The sequence below is a fragment of the Arthrobacter sp. NPDC055585 genome (genome assembly GCF_053619115.1).
In genome coordinates this window covers 244,008-263,830 of record NZ_JBSHIT010000004.1, presented here as the reverse complement: position 1 = coordinate 263,830, position 19,823 = coordinate 244,008, and the positions used below count along the sequence as shown (strand labels likewise).

Below are 19,823 nucleotides of genomic sequence, written 5' to 3'. Positions count from 1 at the left end.
GGAACACCATGGATTTGCAGCTCACCGGGAAAACCTCGTTCATCAGCGGCTCCACGCAGGGAATCGGCTACGCCATCGCGAAGGCACTCGCAGGGGAGGGCGTTCAGGTGACACTCAACGGCCGAGAAGCCGGGAAACTCGCAGGCGCCGTCGAAACGCTCCGCCAGGAAGTGCCGGGCGCCTCGGTGGACGGCATTGCTGCGGACTTCTCCAACCCGGACCAGGTTGAGCGGCTGTGCGCGGAACTGCCCGACGTCGACATTCTGGTCAACAACGTAGGCCTGTTCGACCTTCAGCCGTTCACGGAGATTCCCGCAGATGAATGGCGGCGGTATTTCGAGGTCAACACCCTCAGCGGAGCGCAGCTTGCCCGCCGGCTGCTGCCAGGCATGCTGGAGCGGGGATGGGGCCGGATCGTGTTTATCAGCAGCGAATCCGGCGTCAGTGTTCCGGCGGACATGATCCACTACGGCGCCTCCAAGGCCGCGATGATGGCCGTTGGAAACGGACTGGCAAAACTCACCCGGGGCACCGGCGTCACGGTGAACTCGGTCCTGGGCGGGCCCACCTATTCCGACGGCGTTGCCGGGACTGTCGAATCACTCGCCGCCCAGACCGGGCTGGCTGCCGGGGAGATGAAGGCCGCGATCATTGCGGCGAACCAGACCACGCTCCTGGAACGGTTCATCGAACCCGCCGAGATTGCCGCCATGACGGTGTTCCTGGCGAGCCCGCGTGCCTCCGCAACGAACGGTGCAGCGGTGCGGGTCGACGGCGGCGTGCTGACGACGGTGCTTTAGGTCCGCTCCGCTTGATTCCGCTCCGCCCGGTCCCGGATGCCGCGCAGCATCCGCTCTGTCATGAGGAAACTGACCATTTCCACAGGTTCGACCATGAGTCCCGCCCAGACCGTGCGGTAGGCATAGCGCTCGCGGACCACGAGCCGCGTTGAACCGTCCGCCTGGGGCAGCAGCACAAAGGACCAGGTGAAATCGAAGGGGGCGCCGCCGTCGTCGGAGCCGGAGGCCGCACTTCCGGGACCGACGCCGCCGCCAAGGACCAGTGCGCTGTCCGGATCCAGCCGAACCACCAAAAGCCCGCCGCCGGGCGCAAGGTTCACCTCGTCGCCGACCGCCTGAACCTGCAGCTCGGGCCGGATCGCATTCGCGCTGTGGATGCCCAGACCCATGAGGTTCTCGAGCCAGTCGTAGCTGTAGAAACCGCCGCGGTTTTGGCCCAGCTGCGTGAGCCAGGGCCAGACGGCGGCCGGAGGCGCAGCCACGGTGATGGCGCGGGTCGCTGCGAGGTCAGGCACTGGAACCAGCTCATCGCCGGGCAGGGTCATGCGCAGCTCTTCCTCGGAGGCCCCCCAGCGCAGCGATACGCGCCGCAAAGCCAGTACCGCTGCGGCAATTGCAGCCGCTGCCGCCGTCGTTCCTGCCAGGCGCCGTCCCCATCCCATGCGCCCCAATATTGCACCGGTACCGGGCCATGGCAATCATGGAAGCCGTGAACCCCGGGTGCAGCTAGCTGCGAGGCGTGTCTTCGTCCTCATACCGGTACTCACGGCGCAGCACCTTGATTTGCTTCTCGCTGAAATAGACAAACAGGCCGGTGGCGAGGACACAGGCCAGTGCGCCCAGGACGTTCATCAGCACCGGTTCCCGCAACAGCAGCACGGCCAGACCCAGCAGGACGACTGATCCGCTCACCGATTGGCACCGCCACCACCTTGTCCCGCGGCGTACCGTCGGGTGATTCCGTGGATCCACAGAGCCTCCTTCGTGAGACCGTTACGGTTCCTGCGACCCGGCGGTTACCCCGGCAAACGCACCGGCAGCACCTGAACCGGGGAAGACTGTCTGCTTCATTGCCGTGTCCCCGGAGACGCCGTCGGACGACGCGTAGTAGGCGCCCAGATCCGGCACTGCCGGGTCATACGGGGTGTAAAGGCCCGGTGCCAGCGCCACCACACGGCCGTCGATCAGTTTGCCGTCCAGCCACGCACCCGCACGGTAATCCACGGACGCGGCGTCCACCACCAGCGGATACCCCGGGAACCTGACTCCGACGGCTTCCGGGGTTCCGAGGTCCGGAGCCGCCGGAACACCTGCGGACGCGGCTTCATACGGTGCGCAGCGGGTGAGCAGCTGACCGGCTGCATCGCTCCAAGCAAAGGGATCAAAGTTCACGGACTGGGATCCTTTGCCGCCGGCGACCTGCAGGGCGTTTTCCGTGCCGGCTGAGAGCTCCGTCAACAGCACACCGATGTCCTCCGGGGCAGTGTCCGCAGCTGCCAGCACCGTCGTATGCAGCTGCTCCGTGTTCTCCGGAGTGGAAGGCTGGAAACTGAACGTGCCGTCGCTGATGCGCACCAGCTGGATGCTTTTGTACAGCGGACCGGAGCCGCCGCTGCCCGTGAGCTTGGCGCAGGACTGTTCCTCTGTCTGCTGAGCCGGAGGCTGTGCCGCGGCGGACGTGGCGGACGCGGCGGCCGGGCCGGCGGGCGACGGCGGGACGGAACCTTCCGGCTGGGCCTCCGCCGCCGTGCAACCGGTCAGGAGCAGCAGGGCAAGGGCAGAGACAGAGACGGCTTTCTTCATGGTTCCCCCGAATGTGTGGACGGTCGTCCCACACCCTAGCCGCAGAAAGATCCCAAGGCACGCATCCGGGGGATGTGCGGCTCCGGAAGATAGCATTCGGGAACCAACAACAAACGGGGGACCCATGCCATGTGATGGCTGCAGCACGGCTGCGCAGCTCGACTTCGATTTCAGCATGGCGTTCCAGCCGATTTACGACGCCGTTGAACGCCGGGTCTGGGGCTACGAAGCGCTGGTCCGCGGGACAAACGGCGAGGGTGCATACGAGGTCCTGTCCAAGGTCTCGCCGGAACAGCTCTACCGCTTTGACCAGGACTGCCGCACCAAGGCCATTGAACTGGCCGCCCGGCTTTTTCCTGCGGGGGAGGAGCTGAAGCTGTCCATCAACTTTCTGCCCAAGGCCGTGTACGAACCTGCCGCCTGCCTGCGGGCAACGCTGCGCGCCGCGCGGGAGTTCCGGTTCCCGATGTCCTCGATCATGTTCGAGTTCACCGAGAACGAGGAAGTGCGGGACACCGGCCATCTCACCAACATCATCACCGAGTACCGCAGGCACGGGTTCACCACGGCCCTCGATGATTTCGGTGCCGGCTACGCAGGGCTGGGCCTGCTGGCAGATTTCCAGCCGGACCTGATCAAGATCGACATGAAGCTCATTCGGGGAATCGACACCAGTCCGGCCCGCCGGGCAGTCGTCGACGGCATTCTCGCGATCGCCGGGGAACTGGAGATTACGGTGCTGGCGGAAGGCATCGAAAGTGAAGAGGAATTCCTGGTGCTGCAGGAGGCCGGGATCCGGCTGTTCCAGGGCTACTGGTTCGCGCGGCCGGCGTTCGAGGAACTGCCCCAGGTGCGCGGAGGCCAGCTGGCTGCGACATGACCGTCCGCTTCGAATGCACTACTCACGCCGCCATTCCGCTGCGCGAGCTCTTTGACCGTTCACGCAGCATCGATGCCCACAAAGCCTCAATGGCAGCTTCCCGGGAGGAAGCTGTCGCGGGAGTAACGTCAGGCCTCATCTCACTCGGCGAGGAAGTGACCTGGCGGGCGCGGCACTTCGGGCTTCCACTTCGCATGACCAGCAGGATCACCGAAATGGACATACCCCGCTGCTTCGTCGATGAACAGGTCAAAGGACCTTTCCGCAGGTTTCGGCATGTCCATGAATTCAGCGAAGATGCGGCCGGAACTGTGATGATTGACCGCATCGAGTTTGAGGCGCCTTTCGGTGTTCTGGGGCGCGCAGTTGAAAAGCTGGTGCTCGCTGGATATCTCCGAAAACTTATCGAAGAGCGGAACCGTTATCTGACGGCCGGCGGGAACGGCTCAGAACAAGGCTGATACCACTCGTTGCCCGATTCATTTCCTAATGCAACACTCCGCCCATGAATGATGACTGGCAGCGCCTCGAACCACTGCTTCGATCCGGGGAACGGCTTCGCTGGACGGGGCGCCCCGATCCCGCAGTGAATCTCGCCGCGGTGGATGTGTTTATGATCCCCTTCAGCCTTCTCTGGTGCGGTTTCGCGGTGTTCTGGCTGGCGATGGTCATCAACCGCGGTGCCCCAATCTTCTTTATGGTGTTCGGGGCCGTGTTTGTGCTCGTGGGACTTTACTTCGTTTTTGGACGTTTTCTTTTCAAGCGGCGGGACAAACGCAGCACCGTGTACGGCCTCACCGATTCCCGGGCGATAGTCGCCAAGGGGACGAGATCATCTCAGGACATCCCCCTGGACGGCACTCCGACGCAGGTCAAGCGCTCCCGGGACGGCAGGCACGTAACCATCCTCTTTGGACAGGGGAAGAGGCCGAATGCCTACCAGAACACAGGTATGGACTTTTTCACTGCGGGGTCCGCCCAGGTGGGCTTCTTTGACGTCGCCGATCCCGAAACGCTTATCCGCGAACTGGACTCGGTCCGCCGTAGGCCGCAGCGGCGGGGATGATCCGGGGAAAATCATTTCCCTTATTTTCCCGCTGAAGGTGTTGGTACCATCTGACATCCGATCCCCCATTCAAGCGAGGGAACATGAGCCACTCCGCGATACCGAAACCGCCTCAAGGGCCTGCCGGAACCTCCCATGGAGACATTCTGTGGTGGACATTGACAATAGAAGCGGAGCGAAAAGGAGCAGGCGATGAAATGGTCCGCCATCTGGTCGCACCGCTGAGCGCGCAGGCACGTGCCTGGGGAAGCTACCGGTTTGGCTTCGCCCGCAACTTCGATTCAGAAAAGCCGCAGGTGAGATTCCATCTGCGCGCGCACGCCGGGGTTGTGGACAGAGTATGGAAATTCGCGCACGCGCTGGCGGAGGAATGCGAAGCGCAGCTGGGCGCCGTCGCACTTACCGAGCTGCAAAGCCTGATCTATCCGCCGAAGCCCGGGCAGCCGATGCCGGAAGCGATGGAAGCCGTCTTCGCCCAGTACGGCGGGATGGAGGGAATGCAGTTGGTGGCGGAAGTGTCCGAACTGGCCTCTGACCTGGCCATCTGGTCCGTTAACCGGTTTCCCACTGGAAAGACGCGGGAGTCACTGGCTGCCCTGCTTCTTTTCGACGCCTGCCACAGCATGATGTGGGGACCTCGGTCAGCCCGGTGGCGTGATCGCAGGATCGTCAGCTGGGACTACTACTGGGACACTCATCTGAACACCTGCACCTCGTCCTTCGGCGCTCGTGCCGAACAGATGCGGAGGACACTCCGGGACCAGTCCGGCCCGCGAATTGTTCCCGCTCACCGGAGGATGGCTGCCCTGCTGGCGGAACCCTCGGTTGATGTGTGGCGGAAACGATGGGTGCGGGCCGTCGACATGTACCTGTTCCGGGCGGACAAGAAACGCATCAGCCGCAGTGCACAGCAAATGGTGCTGACTGAAAGCATGCTCCTGTGCAACCGAATGGGGTTTTCCCTTCGGGAGGAGGCGGTGCTGGGAATCTACGCACGTGCCTGGAACAGGGGCATGGAAACTTCAGGTGCCGACCCGGCCGGACGTCCCTGAAGACCTACGACAAAGCCGGGCCGCCCGTTTCCAGGCTGCCCGGCTTTTCCTGTTTGTGCGTTACTTCTGGTCGTCGTCCTTATTTCCGTCGACGGCGTCCTTGATCTTGTCCTTGGCCTGGTCAACCTTCTCCGGGTTGTCCTGGGCTGCGTCTTTCGCCTTGTCTGCCATTCCACCGAGATCTGCCATGGGGATGCACCTTCCTTTGAGGATCCGGGGAGCGGGATCCGCCAGCCCCGGCCGGTCATCCCATCGTGCACCCGTCCGGGCGTGCAGTGCCACCCCTTTCCGGCTGCGGGTTTACCAACCGCCGCGGGTGGGGGTGTGCCCCTTCCGTGCGTCATCCGGCATGGTCATTTCTGCGCGCAGACCCAGCAGGCGAATGGGGCGGCCGTCCTCGATGGTGCCGGCAAGGTCCAGCGCCCGGGCCAGCACCTCCTCCCGGTCAAAGGTCTCCGGGATCTTCCGGGCGTGGGTCTTGGTAGTGAACGGGGCGTACCGCACCTTCAGCGTCAATCCGATCACCGGCCGCCCCTCCGCCGCCACATCCGCCAGGACGTCGGCGGTCAGCTGCGTGACGGCGTCGCGCACCTGGGCCGGGTCGGTGAGGTTGGTCTGGAACGTTGTCTCCCGGCTGTGCCCGCGCGCCACCCAGGGGGTGTCATCCACGACGGCGGAACCGTCGCCGCGCCCCAGGGTGGCGTACCAGGGACCCATTTTCGGACCGAACTCCGGCACCAGGGCCTGCGGATCGGCCGCAGCCAGCTCCGCGACGGTACTAATGCCCAGCTTGGCCAGCCGGGCGGAAATCTTGTTGCCGATGCCCCACAGTTCCTTGGTGGGTTTTCCACCCATGACGTCCAGCCAGTTCTCCGCGGTGAGCCGGAACGTGCCGGCCGGCTTGCCGAAGTCGGTGGCGTTCTTGGCGCGGATCAGGGTGTCCCCGATTCCAACGCTGCAGTGCAGCTGCGTCTGCTCCAGGACCGCGGCCTGCAGGTCCCGTGCGTACGCTTCCGGGTCCTCCGCCTCGATGCCGACGAACGCTTCATCCCAGCCTAGGACCTGTACGACGGCACCGGGCTGGGCGCGAAGGGTGCCCATCACCGCATCCGAGGCGGCCAGGTAGGCCTCGGCATCTACAGGGAGGAAGACGGCGTCGGGAACCTTACGGGCCGCGACGCGCAGCGGCATCCCGGAGCCGACGCCGAAGGCCCGTGCCTCGTAGGACGCCGTGGACACCACGGCACGCTCGGTCGGGTCACCCCGGCCGCCCACAATGACCGGAAGTCCGGCCAGTTCCGGGCGCCGGAGCACCTCGACCGCCGCGATGAACTGGTCGAGATCCACGTGCAGCACCCAGGGGATTGAGCTCACGCGCACCAGTGTGCCGGAAAACCGGCGAACTGGCATCAAGTCAGCGGTGCAGCGGCGCTGCCGCAGCCGGTAACGGTGCGCCGGGATTGCGGCCAGCGGGGCATGATAGGTGCCATGACACTGACACCTGCTGATTTGTCCTGGCCGGCCGTGACGCAGCGGCTGGCGATCCGTCCTGCTGCGGTCAGCGATCTGGAGCGCATCTTTGGCTACTACCGGTCACCGGAGGTGGCTGAATGGCTGGGCTCCCGGCCCACTGATCTGGAGGAGTTCGTTGAACGGGTCAGCGAGCCCGGGCTGCTGGGCCGCATTTTTGTTGTGGAACACGCCGGGATCCACGTCGGTGACGTTTACCTGGGCATCACAGACCCGTGGGCGCAGAAGGAAGTGCGCGACGACGCGCGCGGAACGGCGGCGGACATTGGTTACGTGATTGCCCCTGAGTTCGCTGGCCGGGGATTCGCCAGCGAGCCGCCGCCGAACTGCTGCGGATCTGCTTCGAGGACCTGGGCCTCCGCCGGGTGACCGCGGAGTGCCTGGCGGACAACGCGGCGTCCTGGCGGGTCATGGAAAAAATTGGGATGCGCCGTGAGGCCGTGACACGAAAGGCGTCGCTGCACCGTACACGCGGCTGGCTGGACGCTTACGGTTATGCACTGCTGGCAGACGAGTGGGCCGCTTCGCCTGCTCCCGGTGCTGCAGCAGCTGGGCGACTGGGCAGCAGATAACCTGAACCCTGCCCGCGGGGCCTCCAGGCGCGGTCCCAGGACCCGCCGTCGTACTTATGCTCCTAGCGCGCGAGCGGCTGGCTCGCCCAGGCCTCCGCGTAGAAGTGCGGGGAGAGTGATTCCAGGAGCCCGGCATAGGTGTCCGGATCAACGGCCTGCGCCGAGTCCTGCGGGAGCTCCTGTGCAAAGGCCGAGACGCCCAGACCCGCTTCGCGGTCCTTCACGGTCAGGCCCGCCACCTCGAGCAGCGTGGGATACATGCTCAGCTGGTCTACGCCGGGACGCAGCTGTTCGTCGCTGCCGCCGGGGATCCAGATGCGGTTGAAGATGGTGCGGTTCGGGTGGTGGTCCAGCTGCTCGTGGAAGGCGTCGCCGGCGCTCATGTGCTTGAGGTGGTCGCCCATGATCACCACGGCGGTGTCCTCCAGATAACCCTGCTCCTTCATGTGGTTCACGAAGGCGGCGACCTGGGTCATGGAGCAGTCGAACGCTGAGGTGACCACGTTCTCGGTGTCTACGTTGCAGTAGTCGTAGATGTGCACCGGTTCGTGGGTGTCGAGCGTGAGCATGGTCAGGTTGAACGGCTGCCCGGTGGCCCGGAACTGGGTGTGCAGCTCGTCAACCTTCTCCCGGGCGTTGGCCATCAGCCGCTCATCGCTCAGGCCCCAGTCGCTGCGGAAGCTCTTCTCCTCTTCGCCGGCGGCACGCCAGTCCGCCAGGCCCTTGATCTCGGAGTACCCGTGTGTGCTCAGGAAATCGTCCTTGGCTGCGAAGGAGGAGTTCGCGCCGCCGAGGAATACACTGGTGTAGCCCTGCTCTGCGAGGACGTCGCCCAGGCAGGTGGCACCGCCCAGGTAGGTGTCGGAACCGGCGTCGTCCGCGTTGCCGCCGCCGGAGCTGCTGCCGCCGAACGCCGAGCCCTTCAGCGGGATGCCGCACTGGGTGGACACCAGGCCGGACATCGTCCAGCCGCCGCCCTTGTACTGCTGGTAGTTCTCCACGCTCTGCCAGCCGTCCGCCGCCTGGGTGGCGTCCTTCAGGGGAAGGAACGCGTCCTTCTCGAACAGCTGGTCGTCCGCGAGGGTCTGCTCGCCGGACTCGAGGTAAATCATCACGAGGTTGCGCTTGTTCTCGCTGCCGGTAACGATGGGCAGCTTGTAGTACTCGCCGACGTCGTACGGAGAAGTGGCGGCCGCGATGTATTCGGCCATGCTGACCTTGGTCGCGAACGCGGTGGTTCCGCCAATGACGAGAGTACCCACCAGCGCGGTGGCGATGCTGCGTACGATCCACTTCGCCCGGGGCGAGGGCGTATGGGCGCGCAGCCGATGGTTCCGCCGGCGGCGCTGGTGCAGCACAATGATCGCGGCGGTGATCAGGATGGGAGCAACACCGATGGCCAGGATGCTGGTGGTGACAATGCTGCCGCCGCCGCCGTCGGTCTCCACCGAGACGAGGTTCATCAGCAGCTGGGCTACGGAAATCCGGCCCCAGTAATAATGGATGACGCCGGCGGAAGCCGCCATGGTGAGTCCTGCCCAGATCAGGAGGTAGACCAGGGCATGCCCCACGACGACGCCGCCGCGGCGGGTCACGTGACGAAACCGGTCAGACATGGGAACTCCTGGATTTTCTGGGCTGCCGCTTTAGGCGGGACGCTCTTGACAAACTGCCCGTCGCCGGGGCATTAGAAGACTAGTACCGTTACGATACCCGTTCAACCGCCGTTAATCTGATCGTTACCCCTTCTTCAGCGGGGAAGTTCACACCAGAGTGACCCGCCAAAACGGCCTCGGAAGCCGGGGATCTGCCTGACCGGGGAATAGATCAGCCCCGTCTGTCCTTGTCCCTGCACATGAAATCCATCGTCTACTCCGACACTGGAGATTCCTCAGTCCTGTCCCTCGCCGAACGCAGCATCTCCGACCCCGGGCCGGGTGAAGTACGGGTCCGCGTCACCGTTTCCGGGGTCAACCCCACCGACTGGAAGGCCCGCGCCGGTGCCGGGATCGCGTTCGAGGAGGTGGTGCCCAACCAGGACGGTGCCGGCATCATCGACGCCGTCGGCGAGGACGTCTCCGGCCTGGCCGTGGGTGACCGGGTGTGGATCTACCTCGCAGCGCACGGCCGCCCCACCGGCACGGCCCAGGAATACACCGTCCTTCCAGCGGACCGCGCGGTTCCCCTGCCCGACGGCATCGGGTTCGACGTCGCCGCCAGCCTGGGCGTTCCGGCCATGACCGCGCACCGTGCCCTCACGGTGCACGAGTTCGGCCCGGCTCGGCTGGCGCCCGGTTCCCTGGAAGGCCGCATCGTCCTGGTCCAGGGCGGAGCCGGGGCAGTGGGCCATGCCGCGATCCAGCTCGCCGTGTGGGCAGGCGCCACCGTGATCGCCACGGTCAGCAGCGACGGGAAGGCAGACCTGGCCCGTGCCGCCGGCGCGCACCACATTGTGCGGTACCCCGACCCCGCCGAAGCCGACCGGATCCGCGAAATCGCGCCCGACGGCGTCGACCAGATCGTGGAAGTGTCCCCGGCACAGAACGCTGCACTCGACGTCGACGTGATCGCGAACCACGGCAGCATCGCCTACTACGCGAACAACAACGGCGAGGAGTTCACCGCTCCGATTGTCGCGAGCTTCGCGAAGAATGTCCGCTGGCAGGGTGTGCTCGTCTACACCGAGGGCGAAGCAGCGCATCAGTCCGCCGTGAAGGACATTACCGAAGCACTGCGCGACGGCGCCCTGCCGGTGGGTGAAGCCGCGGGCCTGCCGCTGACCTGGTTCAGCCTGGAAGAGACCGCTGCCGCGCACGACGCGGTTGAAAGCGGTGTGACCGGCAAGGTCCTGATCCGGGTATCCGGCGACGCGTAGAACTGGTTGGTAGGGCGGTGCCGGTGCGCTGGATCCGTTTCCGCGCACCGGCACCGCCCAACCGTCAGATGCCTTCGCCTGAGGGCGAGACCAGGATTTTTACCGCTGTTTCGTTGCGGTTGATCAGGGTGTCGAAGCCTTCGTCCACGAGTCCCTCCAATCCGATTTTCCCGGTGATGAAGGGCGAGAGATCGATCTTGCCGGACTCCACCAGTTCGATTGTGGCGGGGTGGGAATTCACGTAGGCGATGGTGCCGCGCATGTCGATTTCCTTCATCACCAGTTTGTGGATATCAAAGTCCGAGCGTTTGCCCCAGATAGACACCACCACCAGCACCCCGGTGGGACGAAGGGCATCCATCAGCGTGTCCAGCACTGCCTGGACACTGCTGCACTCAAACGCGACGTCCGCGCCCTTGCCGTCCGTTATCTTCCGCACCTCTTCGGCTACGTCCACCTGGGATGGATCCAGGGCGTAGTCTGCGACGCCGGCCTCCAGGGCCTTCTCGCGGCGCAGCGGGCTGAGCTCGGAGATGGCCACGGTGACGCCCTGGGCTTTAAGGACAGCCGCGGTCAGCAAACCAATCGGTCCGGCACCGCCAACCAACGCCACGTCTCCTGTTTTCGCTCCGGAACGCTCGACGGCGTGATACCCCACGGACAGCGGTTCGATCAGGGCTGCCTGGTCCAGCGGAACCGAGTTGTCGATGGGGTGCACCCAGCGCCTCTGCACCACCACCTTTTCACCCAGTCCACCGCCGCGGCCGGCGAGGCCGATGAAGTTCATGTCGGGGGAGAGGTGATAGTCCCGGCTTTCCGGACCGGTGTCGACGTCGTCCCGGATGATGTAGGGCTCAACAACAACGTGCTGGCCGACTTCCAGGTCTTCCACCCCCTCGCCTACGGCATAAACCACGCCGGAGAACTCATGCCCCAGCGTGACTGGGAGCCCTTCCCCGGAGATGGGATGGGTCTGCCCGTGGGCCGGGGCGAAAATGGGTCCCTCGAGGTACTCATGGAGGTCAGTACCGCAGATGCCGCACCAGGCGACGTCGATCCCTACGGTTCCCGGTTTGAGCTCCGGCTCCGGCAGTTCGTCCACACGGATGTCACCGCGGTCGTAGTAGCGGGCGGCTTTCATTGCAGCTCCTTACGATTGGGCAAAGCGCAGTGAGTTCTGCTGCTTGCTTCCCACGCTAGGCTCCTGAAGCGCTGCCCGCAGCAGCGGAACGAGGTTTCGGGCAGTGGCGTAGGGTGACTCGAACACATCCGCAAAGCGCCGGGCAGTGCAGCAGGCTTCCCGGCAGGAAACCTAAGGGGGACTGGCCATGGGCGCCGAGCGAAGGATCCGAAGGACGCCCAATCCGGACCGGGTCCCCCATCCTTTGATGAGCCTTTCCTTCCTGTTGTCGGCTGTGCTGATCGCGGCGGGCGGGCCGTTTGCCTGGTGGCGGGTACTGGGAGCGGCCGTGATGGTTGGCCTGTGTATTTTCGGCCTGTACCAGTGGGGCCGCGTACGCCGTGAAGATGCCGGCCGGAGGAACCCTGGCCGGGAAGGCCCTTCTGAGGTGGGTCCTGAAATCCATTGACCGTCGGCGGGGAAATCACCCGCGCGGCGCAGCTCTCTAGCCTGCCCCGTGCTGCGGGGCTACGGTATCCCCATGTCCAGCAGTACAGCCCGGGACCAGCGGCTGCGGGACCTTGTGGTGCTCCGCCGGGTGCGCGACCGGATCGACCGGGAGTACCCCCAGCCGCTGAACGTTGAGGCGCTCGCCCGCGACGCGCACATGTCCGCCGGACACCTCAGCCGGGAGTTCAAGAGGGCTTTCGGCGAAGCGCCCTACTCCTATCTGATGACCCGCCGCATCGAACGGGCCATGGCGCTCCTGCGCCGCGGCGACCTCTCCGTGACCGAGGTGTGCTTCGCCGTCGGCTGCTCCTCGCTTGGTACCTTCAGCACCCGCTTTACCGAACTGGTTGGTGTGCCGCCGAGCACTTACCGGCGCGAGAACGCGGAGGAGACAAAGGGCATTCCGTCCTGCATCGCGAAGAACGTCTCCAAACCGGTCAGGAATCAAGAAGCGGAGCCGGCATCCCGGTAACTAGCGTTGCCCGCATGAACCTGAACATATCCAACAGTTTCCTGCCCCAGACGGACCCGGACGAGTCCCTCGCCTTCTACCGTGACGCCCTCGGATTCGAGGTGAGGAACGACGTCGGCTACGAGGGAATGCGCTGGATCACCGTAGGCCCAGCGGGCCAGCCGGAAGTCTCCGTGGTGCTGTATCCGCCGTCGGCGGACCCCTCCATTACGGAGGAAGAGACCCGCATGATCGCGGAGATGATGGCCAAGGGCACGTTCGCTACCCTGGTCCTCTCCTCGCCGGACGTGGACGCCGCGTTCGACGCCGTGCAGGCCTCCGGCGCGGAAGTGATCCAGGAGCCAACCGACCAGCCCTACGGCATCCGCGACTGCGCCTTCCGCGACCCGGCCGGCAACCAGATCCGCATCAACGGCGTCTAGCTACCAGGGCAGCACGCCGTTCTCATCGGTGTAGGTGCCGGTGGGCCCGTCCACATCCAGCGTGGCCAGGCGCACGACGACGGCGGCACTTTCCTCCACCGGACGCCCGCCTTCCATATCCGCGGTCATGTCCGTGGCCGTGTAGCCCGGCTCCAGGGCGTTGAACTTGATGTCCGGATGGGCCTTGGCATACTGCACGGTGAGCATGGTCGCGGCGGACTTGGATGCGGCGTAGAGCGGCCCGTTGGTGATGTGGAATTCCGGCCGTTCCGGGTTGGTGGCTGCCCAGAAGGAGCCCATGCTGCTGGTGATGTTCACGACCACCGGATTAGCCGAGCGGCGCAGCCACGGCAGCGCGGCCTCGGTAACCCGGACAATGCCGACGGCGTTGGTATCGAAGGAGCGCAGTGCCGACGGGCCATCCGGAACACCGGTGGCCATCACGCCGGCGTTGTTGATCAGCACGTCCAGGGCCCCCTCGGTGAGGCCGATGGTTTCCATCGCCTGATTGACCGAAGCGTCGTCGGTGACGTCCAACTGTACAAAGCGGGCACCGAGCTCTGCAGCTGCCTTTTCGCCGCGCTCGGCATCCCGGGCGCCGATGTAGACGGTGTGGCCCAGCGCGAGCAGCTGCCGGGCAGTTTCAAAACCGATGCCGCGGTTGGCGCCGGTGATCAGTGTGACGGTCATGGGAATCCTCTGTTTCGACTGGGCGGCCCCGGATCGGGCCCTGCATCGACGCTAGGAGCCGTGCCCGGGACGAACCAGTGCCCCCTTCAGCCGGGGGTGTGACAGGGCCCCCTCAAAATGCCCCGCGGCGTCGTACTGTAATCCCATGACTGAGACCACCAACGCGCTGGGCGCCTACCTGCGGGCCCGCCGTGCGCTTGTGACTCCGCAGGAAGCAGGAATTCCCGACGGCGGGGTACGGCGGGTGCCCGGGTTGCGGCGCGAAGAAGTGGCCATGCTGGCCGGAATCAGTGCCGACTATTATCTGCGGCTGGAACGCGGCCGCGACCGCAACCCGTCCCTGCAGGTGGTGGAGTCGCTGGCCCGGGTGCTGCGCCTGGACCAGGACCATCTGGCGCACCTCACCGCACTGGTGTGCGAGGCGCCCCGGCCGCGCCGGCGGAAGGCCCGTGCCGAGGTGCCGCCGCCCAGCGCGCTCAACCTGCTGAACTCCATGACCCAGCCGGCGTTTCTTGAGGGACGCTACTTCGACATCCTGGCGGCCAATCCGCTGGCCACCGCGCTGTCTCCGCGGCTGTCCGTGGGCGGAAACCAGCTGCGGGACATGTTCCTGGACCCTGCCGAACAGGATCTCTACCCGGACTGGGAAAACGTCACCGAGTGCCTGGTGGGGAGCCTGCGACAGGCCGTGGGCAAGGACATCGACGATCCGCGGTTCATCGAACTCACCGGGGAGCTGTCGCTGGCCAGCCCGCGGTTCGTGCAGCTCTGGGCCAAACATGACGTCAAGGGCAGGATGGGCGGATCCATCCGGCTGAACCATCCGCAGGTCGGCGAACTGACGCTGAACCGTGAACGCCTGGAGATCGGCGGGGCGGACGGAATCACGCTGGTGGTCTTCCACCCGGAACAGGGGACCGACGACGCCGGCAAGCTGGCGCTGCTCGCTTCGGCACACCTGCCAGCCACCGGAGGAACCCAGGCTGCGGGAGCGCGGCGCGAGGGATCCGGCCGCGAGGAGTCGCAGCGTTCGGATTCCAGGGAATCCGCGGTCTAAGCCGGGGGCTCGCAGCGCTCGGAATCGAAGGAATCCGCAGGCTGAGCCGGGGCCGATGCCCGCCCGTTGAAAGGGCCTTCCGTCTTTCCCATCCTTCGTTGCCCATGTGACTGGTGTGGTCCCATCCGGCAACATGCGTCACGAAGGGTGGGGAACTGTGCGCTCTGGGCCGGCACGGCCTTGGCTTGGCCGAGGCCGGGGGCGGTTCTCATGCTGCCAGCCGCGTACGCTGGAAGGGTGCGCAAAGAAACCCTGTGGGAAGTAAAGAAACGCCAGAATCCCGAGCACTCAGCCTGGTACATCCAGCGCTTTGAGCAGATGCGGGAAGAGGGAGCAGACCTGCACGGGGAAGCCCGGCTCGTGGATGCCATGCTTCCGCGCGGGGCCCGGATCCTCGACGCCGGATGCGGCCCCGGACGCGTCGGCGGCGAGCTCGCCCGGCGCGGACACAGCGTCGTCGGCGTTGACGTTGATCCGGAACTGATTGCCGCCGCGCAGAAGGACTTCCCGGACGTTCCGTGGTTCACCATGGACCTGACCGAACTGGACCTGCCTGCCGAAGGCATGACCGAGCCGTTCGACCTGATTGTCAGCGCCGGAAATGTGATGGCGTTCCTCGCCCCGGGCACCGCGCAGGATGCCCTGACCCGCATGGCCGGCCATCTGGCACCGGGTGGGCGGATCGTCGTCGGCTTCGGTGCCGGCCGCGGGTACGACTTCGGCACGTTCCTTGAAGATGCCTCAGCCGTGGGCCTGACGGTTCAGCAGAAGTTCTCCACCTGGGACCTGCGTCCGTTCGATGTCGAGTCGGACTTCCTGGTTGCCGTGCTGGGCCGCCGCTAACCGTTCAGCGTGCCTGGGCTCCGAGGCGGGTCCTGGGACTAACCCATCCTTCGGGGAGATAACGCTGGTTTGAGCGAAACCGTTGAAACCCTCGGTGAGATAACGCTGCTTTCGGCAGTTCGAAAGGACGTTGTCTCCCCGAAGGTTGCAGCGGCACCGGGCTAAAGGACGTTGTCTCCCCGAAGGTTGCCGGGGGCCGGGCGGGTGAGCGACGCGGGTCTGCCCGGCAGGTGCCGGAAGACCCTCGCGACGATCGGTGGTCCCGATGCCAGCCCGCCGAGATTACAGTTACGGCTCTTTTGGAGCCTCATAAGAGCCGTAACTGCTATCTCGACGGTTGGGGGTGGGGGAGTAGGCCGCGGGAGCGGGCGCCGGGCGAACCGGAGGAATCACGGCACCGGTCACCGGGTCCGTGGCCGGCTTGGCCGGAGCGTCCTCGTCCTTGAGCTGGCGGACCTCGGACTTGAAGATCCGCAGCGACTGGCCGACGCTGCGCGCCAGCCCGGGCAGCTTCGGAGCACCGAAGAGAAGAATCGCCAGGACGACGATGATGACAATGTGCCAGCCTTCAAGCCTCATGAGGATGTGCCTTTCACAGCGTTGAGCATCGGAAAAATGGTGGACGTGCCGTGCAGCGCCCGGATGAGGGCGCGGTCCCGGTCCTGCAGGCACCGGGCGCCCACAAAGGAGTCCGGGCAGTTCAGTTCGAAGCCGTGATAGGCCCCGGGATAGACGTGCAGTTCCGTGCGAACGCCGGCCTGCAGCAGCCGCATTCCAAAGGAAATGTCCTCATCGCGGAACAGGTCCAGTTCACCGGTCTGGAGCAGCACCGGCGGCAAGCCTGCCAGATCCTCGGCCAGCGCGGGCGCCGCGTATGGAGAGGCGGCCCCGCCGCCCAGGTAACAGCTCCAGGCGAACTCACTGTGGGCCCGGTTCCAGGAGGGGATGCCGGTGAACTCCCGGGCGGACCCGGAGCTGTGCGACGGGTCCAGCATCGGGTACATCAGGTAAAGGAACGCCAGGGGCAGCCGGTCCTGGTCCCGGTTCAGCAGGGAGAGCCCGGCCGCCAGCCCGCCGCCGGCGCTGGACCCTGCAACAGCCACCCGCTCCGGATCAACCCCGAGGTCCCCGGCCGACGCGAAGAGCCACTGCAGCCCGGCCAGCGCGTCATCCAGCGGCGCGGGGAACGGATGCTCCGGCGCCAGCCGGTAATCCACAGCCGCCACCACGGCACCGGTCCGCGCGCACAGAGACGCACAGTACGCCGAGTCCAGCTCCACGCTGCCGGCGATCATGCCGCCGCCGTGCAGCCAGTAAATTGCCGGGTGCGGTCCAGCGCCGGACGGGGTAAAAACCCTAAGGACCAGGCCCCGGGAAGAATGGTCCTGCACCTGCACCCCGGGAACTCCGACGGCAGCCGGCGCCGCCGTGCGTGCCCGGAACTCCGTCAGCTGCGCCCGCGTCACCGGAGGCGGGAAAGCCTCTGAGTACGCCAGCCCGGGCAGCAGCTCCGGATCCACGCGCTCCCGGAAAGACTTCACGGCCCGGAACGCCTTCACGGAACCAGCGCCTCCGCGAACCAGCCGGTGATGGTCGCCGGATGGGTGATGGCAGTGCCCACAACGACGGCGAAGGCTCCCGCGTCCAGCGCGGCCCGGCCCTGGGCGGGGGTATGGATGCGGCCTTCGGCGATTAGGGGCAGTCCGAGGTCCAGGGCAGCGATTTCAGAAATCAGCTCCAGATCCGGTCCATCGGTTTTTGGCCGCTCCCCGGTGTACCCGGCGAGGGTGGTGCCAAGAATGTCCGCACCGGCCTCGGCGGCAGCGACGGCGTCGGCCGCGGAACCGCAGTCGGCCATGACCAGCGCGGGGGAGCCGTCATGGACACCGGTGATGGTCTGCGCCAGGGACAGCCCGTCCGGGCGTTCGCGGCGGGTGCCGTCCAGTGCCACGATGTGCGCACCGGCGCTGGCACAGGCCAGGGCGTGATGCAGCGTGGGCGTGATGAAAACGCCGTCGTGCCCGTCTTTCCAAAGCCCGATCACCGGAACTTCGACGGCGGCACGCACCGCCTGGATGTCGCTGAGCCCCTGTACCCGAACAGCGGCCGCGCCGCCGATCACTGCGGACTGGGCCACCTGGGCAGTGGTGCGCGGATCCCGCATCGGTTCGCCGGGGTAGGCCTGGCAGGAGACGATCAGGGATGAGCGCAGGGTTTCGAGATTAAGCATGGGAGCCTTCGGTAGCGGGGATCAGCGTCAGGGCACGGCGGGCGGCGCCGCGGATGGCTGCGGTCGCACCGAGCTGCGCGGGAACGATTCTCAGTCCGGCCAGCGGCGGGAGCAGCTCGGCGCGTGCCTGGGCTTCCGTTTCCTCCCACCAGAGCGGACCAGCGAAGGCCAGCCCGCCGCCCACCACCACGATGTGCGGATCAAGGACGTTGGCCAGTCCGCCGATTGCAGAGCCGGCAGCGGCAGCGCCGCGGCGCAGGGCCTCGGCAGCGGCCGGATCATCACCGCCGGCAGCCAGGGCGTAGACGCCGCGGGTGTCTGCGGCAGTGCTGCCGCCCAGGCGGGTGTAGAGCGCGAAGATGCCTGGCCCGGAGGCGACGGCCTCCACATGCCCGGCACCGCCGCAGCTGCAGGGCAGCGGCTCTCCGGCGTCAACGGCGAATGGTGAGGCCAGGTGACCGGTGTGCCCGGCAGCGAAGGACGCGCCTTCCAGAGGCCGGCCGTCCAGCACGTAGCTGCCGCCCACACCCGTTCCCATGCCCATGAACAGGACGCTGGGAACCCCGGCGCCGGCCCCGAGCCAGCTCTCGCCCAGGGCATGCGCGTGGACGTCATTCAGGGCTGTGGTGGGCAGGCCCGTGCGCGCAGCCAGTTCCGCCGCCAGTGCCGTTCCGGCCCAGCCGCGGATTGAGTCCGTTGCGGAGAGCACGACGCCGCGGGCTGAGTCGATCACGCCGGCCGAGCCGATGCCCAGGGCGTCCACCTGCAGGCCCCGGCTTTCGGCCTCGGCCAGCAGGGAACGGACCAGGCCCGCGGCTGCCTGCAGGACCGCGCCGGCACCGGCCCGCGACGGCGTCGGTACCTCGGCGGAGACCACCACGTTCCCGCCGGCGTCGACAATCCCGCCGGCAGTCTTGGTGCCGCCCAGATCGATCCCGAGAACATGCCGCATGGGGATCAGAGCAGTCCGCTGCGTTCGAGGATGCCGCGGATGGCAGCGGTCTCGGCGTCGTTCAGGGCAGTCATCGGCGTGGACATCACATTGGTTTCAATGACGCCCAGCAGCATCAGCGCGGTCTTGAACGCGCCCAGGCCCGCGGCGCCGGGGGAGACCCGGCCGGGCGTGGGCGTGTAGACAATGTCGAAGAGCCCGGCGAGCCGGTCCTGGACCCGCGCGGCCTCGGCGTAGTTGCCCGCCTTCGCTGCCGCGTACAGTGCGGCGTAGCCCGCGGGATCCACGTTGCCGAGTCCGGGAACGACGCCGGCGGCGCCGCCCAGCAGCGCGCCGTCGACCACTACTTCGTGGCCGGTGAAGACGGCGAAGTCCGGCAGCCCGCGGGTGGCGAGCAGCAGCTGGCGGAAGGAGACGTCGTCACCGGAGGAGTCCTTGACGCCGGCGAGCACGCCGTCCTGCGCCAGCTGGACCAGCAGCGGCAGCGGCAGCTTGAAGTGGGTGCGGACGGGCACGTCGTACGCGAACAGCGGCACGTCCAGGGCGGCATGCAGGGACCGGAAATGCGTATCGGTTTCGGCGATGTCGGAGATGGCGTAGAACTGCGACGTCGCCACGATGGCGTCCGCGCCCAGGCCCACCAGCCGGCGTCCTTCTTCGATGGTGCGGGCGGTGGTCTGTTCGCAGGCGCCGGCGATCACGGGCACTTCACCGGCGTTGACCCCGGCGACGGTGCGGATCACGGTGTCCCGTTCGGCATTGGTCAGGTAGGGAACCTCGCCGGAGGAGCCGAGGATGAACAGCCCGGAGACGCCGCCGTCGAGCAGGTATTTGGTCAGCTTTTCCAGCGACGCGGTGTCGACGGCGCCGTCCGCCGTGCGGGGCGTGACGACCGGCGGGATAACGCCGTGGAAGCTGGGGTTGGATGCGTGTGACAAGTAGTTCTCCA

Annotated in this window: 23 protein-coding genes and 1 pseudogene; 11 read left to right on the top strand and 13 right to left on the bottom strand. The window is 66.3% G+C overall.

Annotation, left to right across the window (positions count from 1 at the left end; translation table 11 throughout):
- The first annotated feature begins 8 nt into the window (after window positions 1-8).
- On the top strand, window positions 9-800 hold the full coding sequence (locus tag ACWGQ2_RS09300) for an SDR family NAD(P)-dependent oxidoreductase (RefSeq protein ID WP_452016528.1): 792 nt from the start codon (window positions 9-11) through the stop codon (window positions 798-800).
- On the opposite strand, the gene ACWGQ2_RS09295 is transcribed toward ACWGQ2_RS09300, so the two are convergent.
- The 3 genes from ACWGQ2_RS09295 to ACWGQ2_RS09285 form a co-directional block, all read right to left on the bottom strand.
- Window positions 797-1,462 carry an SRPBCC family protein gene (locus ACWGQ2_RS09295; RefSeq protein ID WP_452016526.1) on the bottom strand — a complete coding sequence of 222 codons (666 nt, stop codon included), beginning with the start codon at window positions 1,460-1,462 and terminating at the stop codon, window positions 797-799. The genes ACWGQ2_RS09300 and ACWGQ2_RS09295 overlap by 4 nt on opposite strands.
- Window positions 1,463-1,526: 64 nt before the next feature.
- Entirely contained in the window at window positions 1,527-1,712 is a 186-nt protein-coding gene (locus tag ACWGQ2_RS09290; RefSeq protein WP_452016524.1) for a hypothetical protein, read from the bottom strand.
- 81 nt (window positions 1,713-1,793) lie between these two features.
- Window positions 1,794-2,603 carry a hypothetical protein gene (locus ACWGQ2_RS09285; protein WP_452016522.1) on the bottom strand — a complete coding sequence of 270 codons (810 nt, stop codon included), beginning with the start codon at window positions 2,601-2,603 and terminating at the stop codon, window positions 1,794-1,796.
- 124 nt (window positions 2,604-2,727) lie between these two features.
- Between ACWGQ2_RS09285 and ACWGQ2_RS09280 the strand changes: the two genes are divergently transcribed.
- The 4 genes from ACWGQ2_RS09280 (at window position 2,728) to ACWGQ2_RS09265 (ending at window position 5,601) form a co-directional block, all read left to right on the top strand.
- Window positions 2,728-3,483 (top strand): EAL domain-containing protein, encoded by a 756-nt coding sequence (locus ACWGQ2_RS09280; protein WP_452016520.1) that lies wholly within the window; start codon window positions 2,728-2,730, stop codon window positions 3,481-3,483.
- Window positions 3,480-3,944: an SRPBCC family protein gene (locus ACWGQ2_RS09275; protein WP_452016518.1), complete on the top strand. Its 465-nt coding sequence runs from the start codon at window positions 3,480-3,482 to the stop codon at window positions 3,942-3,944. The genes ACWGQ2_RS09280 and ACWGQ2_RS09275 overlap by 4 nt, the downstream gene beginning before the upstream one ends.
- A gap of 44 nt (window positions 3,945-3,988) precedes the next feature.
- Window positions 3,989-4,549 (top strand): hypothetical protein, encoded by a 561-nt coding sequence (locus ACWGQ2_RS09270; protein WP_452016516.1) that lies wholly within the window; start codon window positions 3,989-3,991, stop codon window positions 4,547-4,549.
- A gap of 83 nt (window positions 4,550-4,632) precedes the next feature.
- Window positions 4,633-5,601, top strand: coding sequence for a lantibiotic dehydratase C-terminal domain-containing protein (locus ACWGQ2_RS09265; protein ID WP_452016514.1), 969 nt, complete (start codon window positions 4,633-4,635; stop codon window positions 5,599-5,601).
- Between the two features lie 60 nt (window positions 5,602-5,661).
- Here ACWGQ2_RS09265 and ACWGQ2_RS09260 read toward each other — a convergent pair whose 3' ends face one another.
- Together ACWGQ2_RS09260 and ACWGQ2_RS09255 are read right to left on the bottom strand one after the other, a co-directional pair.
- Window positions 5,662-5,790, bottom strand: a complete 129-nt coding sequence (locus ACWGQ2_RS09260; RefSeq protein ID WP_452016512.1) for a hypothetical protein — start codon at window positions 5,788-5,790, stop codon at window positions 5,662-5,664.
- Between the two features lie 111 nt (window positions 5,791-5,901).
- Window positions 5,902-7,011 carry a DNA polymerase IV gene (locus ACWGQ2_RS09255; protein WP_452016510.1) on the bottom strand — a complete coding sequence of 370 codons (1,110 nt, stop codon included), beginning with the start codon at window positions 7,009-7,011 and terminating at the stop codon, window positions 5,902-5,904.
- A 66-nt stretch (window positions 7,012-7,077) separates the two neighbouring features.
- Between ACWGQ2_RS09255 and ACWGQ2_RS09250 the strand changes: the two are divergent.
- A pseudogene (locus tag ACWGQ2_RS09250) lies at window positions 7,078-7,703 on the top strand (GNAT family N-acetyltransferase).
- Between the two features lie 62 nt (window positions 7,704-7,765).
- Here the strand turns inward: ACWGQ2_RS09250 and ACWGQ2_RS09245 are convergent.
- Window positions 7,766-9,319 (bottom strand): LTA synthase family protein, encoded by a 1,554-nt coding sequence (locus tag ACWGQ2_RS09245; RefSeq protein WP_452016508.1) that lies wholly within the window; start codon window positions 9,317-9,319, stop codon window positions 7,766-7,768.
- A gap of 239 nt (window positions 9,320-9,558) precedes the next feature.
- Between ACWGQ2_RS09245 and ACWGQ2_RS09240 the strand changes: the two genes are divergently transcribed.
- Window positions 9,559-10,578, top strand: coding sequence for an NADPH:quinone reductase (locus tag ACWGQ2_RS09240; RefSeq protein WP_452016506.1), 1,020 nt, complete (start codon window positions 9,559-9,561; stop codon window positions 10,576-10,578).
- A 64-nt stretch (window positions 10,579-10,642) separates the two neighbouring features.
- On the opposite strand, the gene ACWGQ2_RS09235 is transcribed toward ACWGQ2_RS09240, so the two are convergent.
- The gene (locus tag ACWGQ2_RS09235) at window positions 10,643-11,719 is read right to left on the bottom strand and encodes a 2,3-butanediol dehydrogenase (RefSeq protein WP_452016504.1); all 1,077 of its coding nucleotides are present in this window, start codon (window positions 11,717-11,719) and stop codon (window positions 10,643-10,645) included.
- A gap of 520 nt (window positions 11,720-12,239) precedes the next feature.
- Here ACWGQ2_RS09235 and ACWGQ2_RS09230 point away from each other — a divergent pair.
- Entirely contained in the window at window positions 12,240-12,680 is a 441-nt protein-coding gene (locus ACWGQ2_RS09230) for a helix-turn-helix transcriptional regulator (RefSeq protein WP_387011396.1), read from the top strand.
- Window positions 12,681-12,694: 14 nt separating this feature from the next.
- On the top strand, window positions 12,695-13,102 hold the full coding sequence (locus ACWGQ2_RS09225; protein WP_387011397.1) for a VOC family protein: 408 nt from the start codon (window positions 12,695-12,697) through the stop codon (window positions 13,100-13,102).
- On the opposite strand, the gene ACWGQ2_RS09220 is transcribed toward ACWGQ2_RS09225, so the two are convergent.
- The gene (locus ACWGQ2_RS09220; RefSeq protein ID WP_452016501.1) at window positions 13,103-13,792 is read right to left on the bottom strand and encodes an SDR family NAD(P)-dependent oxidoreductase; all 690 of its coding nucleotides are present in this window, start codon (window positions 13,790-13,792) and stop codon (window positions 13,103-13,105) included.
- A gap of 145 nt (window positions 13,793-13,937) precedes the next feature.
- Between ACWGQ2_RS09220 and ACWGQ2_RS09215 the strand changes: the two genes are divergently transcribed.
- Entirely contained in the window at window positions 13,938-14,849 is a 912-nt protein-coding gene (locus ACWGQ2_RS09215; RefSeq protein ID WP_452016499.1) for a helix-turn-helix transcriptional regulator, read from the top strand.
- A gap of 237 nt (window positions 14,850-15,086) precedes the next feature.
- Window positions 15,087-15,692 (top strand): class I SAM-dependent methyltransferase, encoded by a 606-nt coding sequence (locus ACWGQ2_RS09210; RefSeq protein WP_452016497.1) that lies wholly within the window; start codon window positions 15,087-15,089, stop codon window positions 15,690-15,692.
- A 288-nt stretch (window positions 15,693-15,980) separates the two neighbouring features.
- On the opposite strand, the gene tatA is transcribed toward ACWGQ2_RS09210, so the two are convergent.
- From tatA to ACWGQ2_RS09185, 5 genes are read right to left on the bottom strand one after another with little or no spacing between them, the layout of a single operon-like run.
- The gene (gene tatA, locus ACWGQ2_RS09205) at window positions 15,981-16,271 is read right to left on the bottom strand and encodes a Sec-independent protein translocase subunit TatA (protein ID WP_452016495.1); all 291 of its coding nucleotides are present in this window, start codon (window positions 16,269-16,271) and stop codon (window positions 15,981-15,983) included.
- Entirely contained in the window at window positions 16,268-17,233 is a 966-nt protein-coding gene (locus tag ACWGQ2_RS09200) for an alpha/beta hydrolase (protein WP_452016493.1), read from the bottom strand. Before ACWGQ2_RS09200 ends, tatA begins: the two co-directional genes overlap by 4 nt.
- A gap of 14 nt (window positions 17,234-17,247) precedes the next feature.
- Complete coding sequence (locus ACWGQ2_RS09195; protein ID WP_452016491.1) at window positions 17,248-17,922, bottom strand: N-acetylmannosamine-6-phosphate 2-epimerase; 675 nt, start codon at window positions 17,920-17,922, stop codon at window positions 17,248-17,250.
- Window positions 17,915-18,874 carry an ROK family protein gene (locus ACWGQ2_RS09190; RefSeq protein ID WP_452016489.1) on the bottom strand — a complete coding sequence of 320 codons (960 nt, stop codon included), beginning with the start codon at window positions 18,872-18,874 and terminating at the stop codon, window positions 17,915-17,917. Before ACWGQ2_RS09190 ends, ACWGQ2_RS09195 begins: the two co-directional genes overlap by 8 nt.
- 5 nt (window positions 18,875-18,879) lie before the next feature.
- Window positions 18,880-19,812, bottom strand: coding sequence for a dihydrodipicolinate synthase family protein (locus ACWGQ2_RS09185; protein WP_452016487.1), 933 nt, complete (start codon window positions 19,810-19,812; stop codon window positions 18,880-18,882).
- Between the last annotated feature and the right edge of the window lie 11 nt (window positions 19,813-19,823).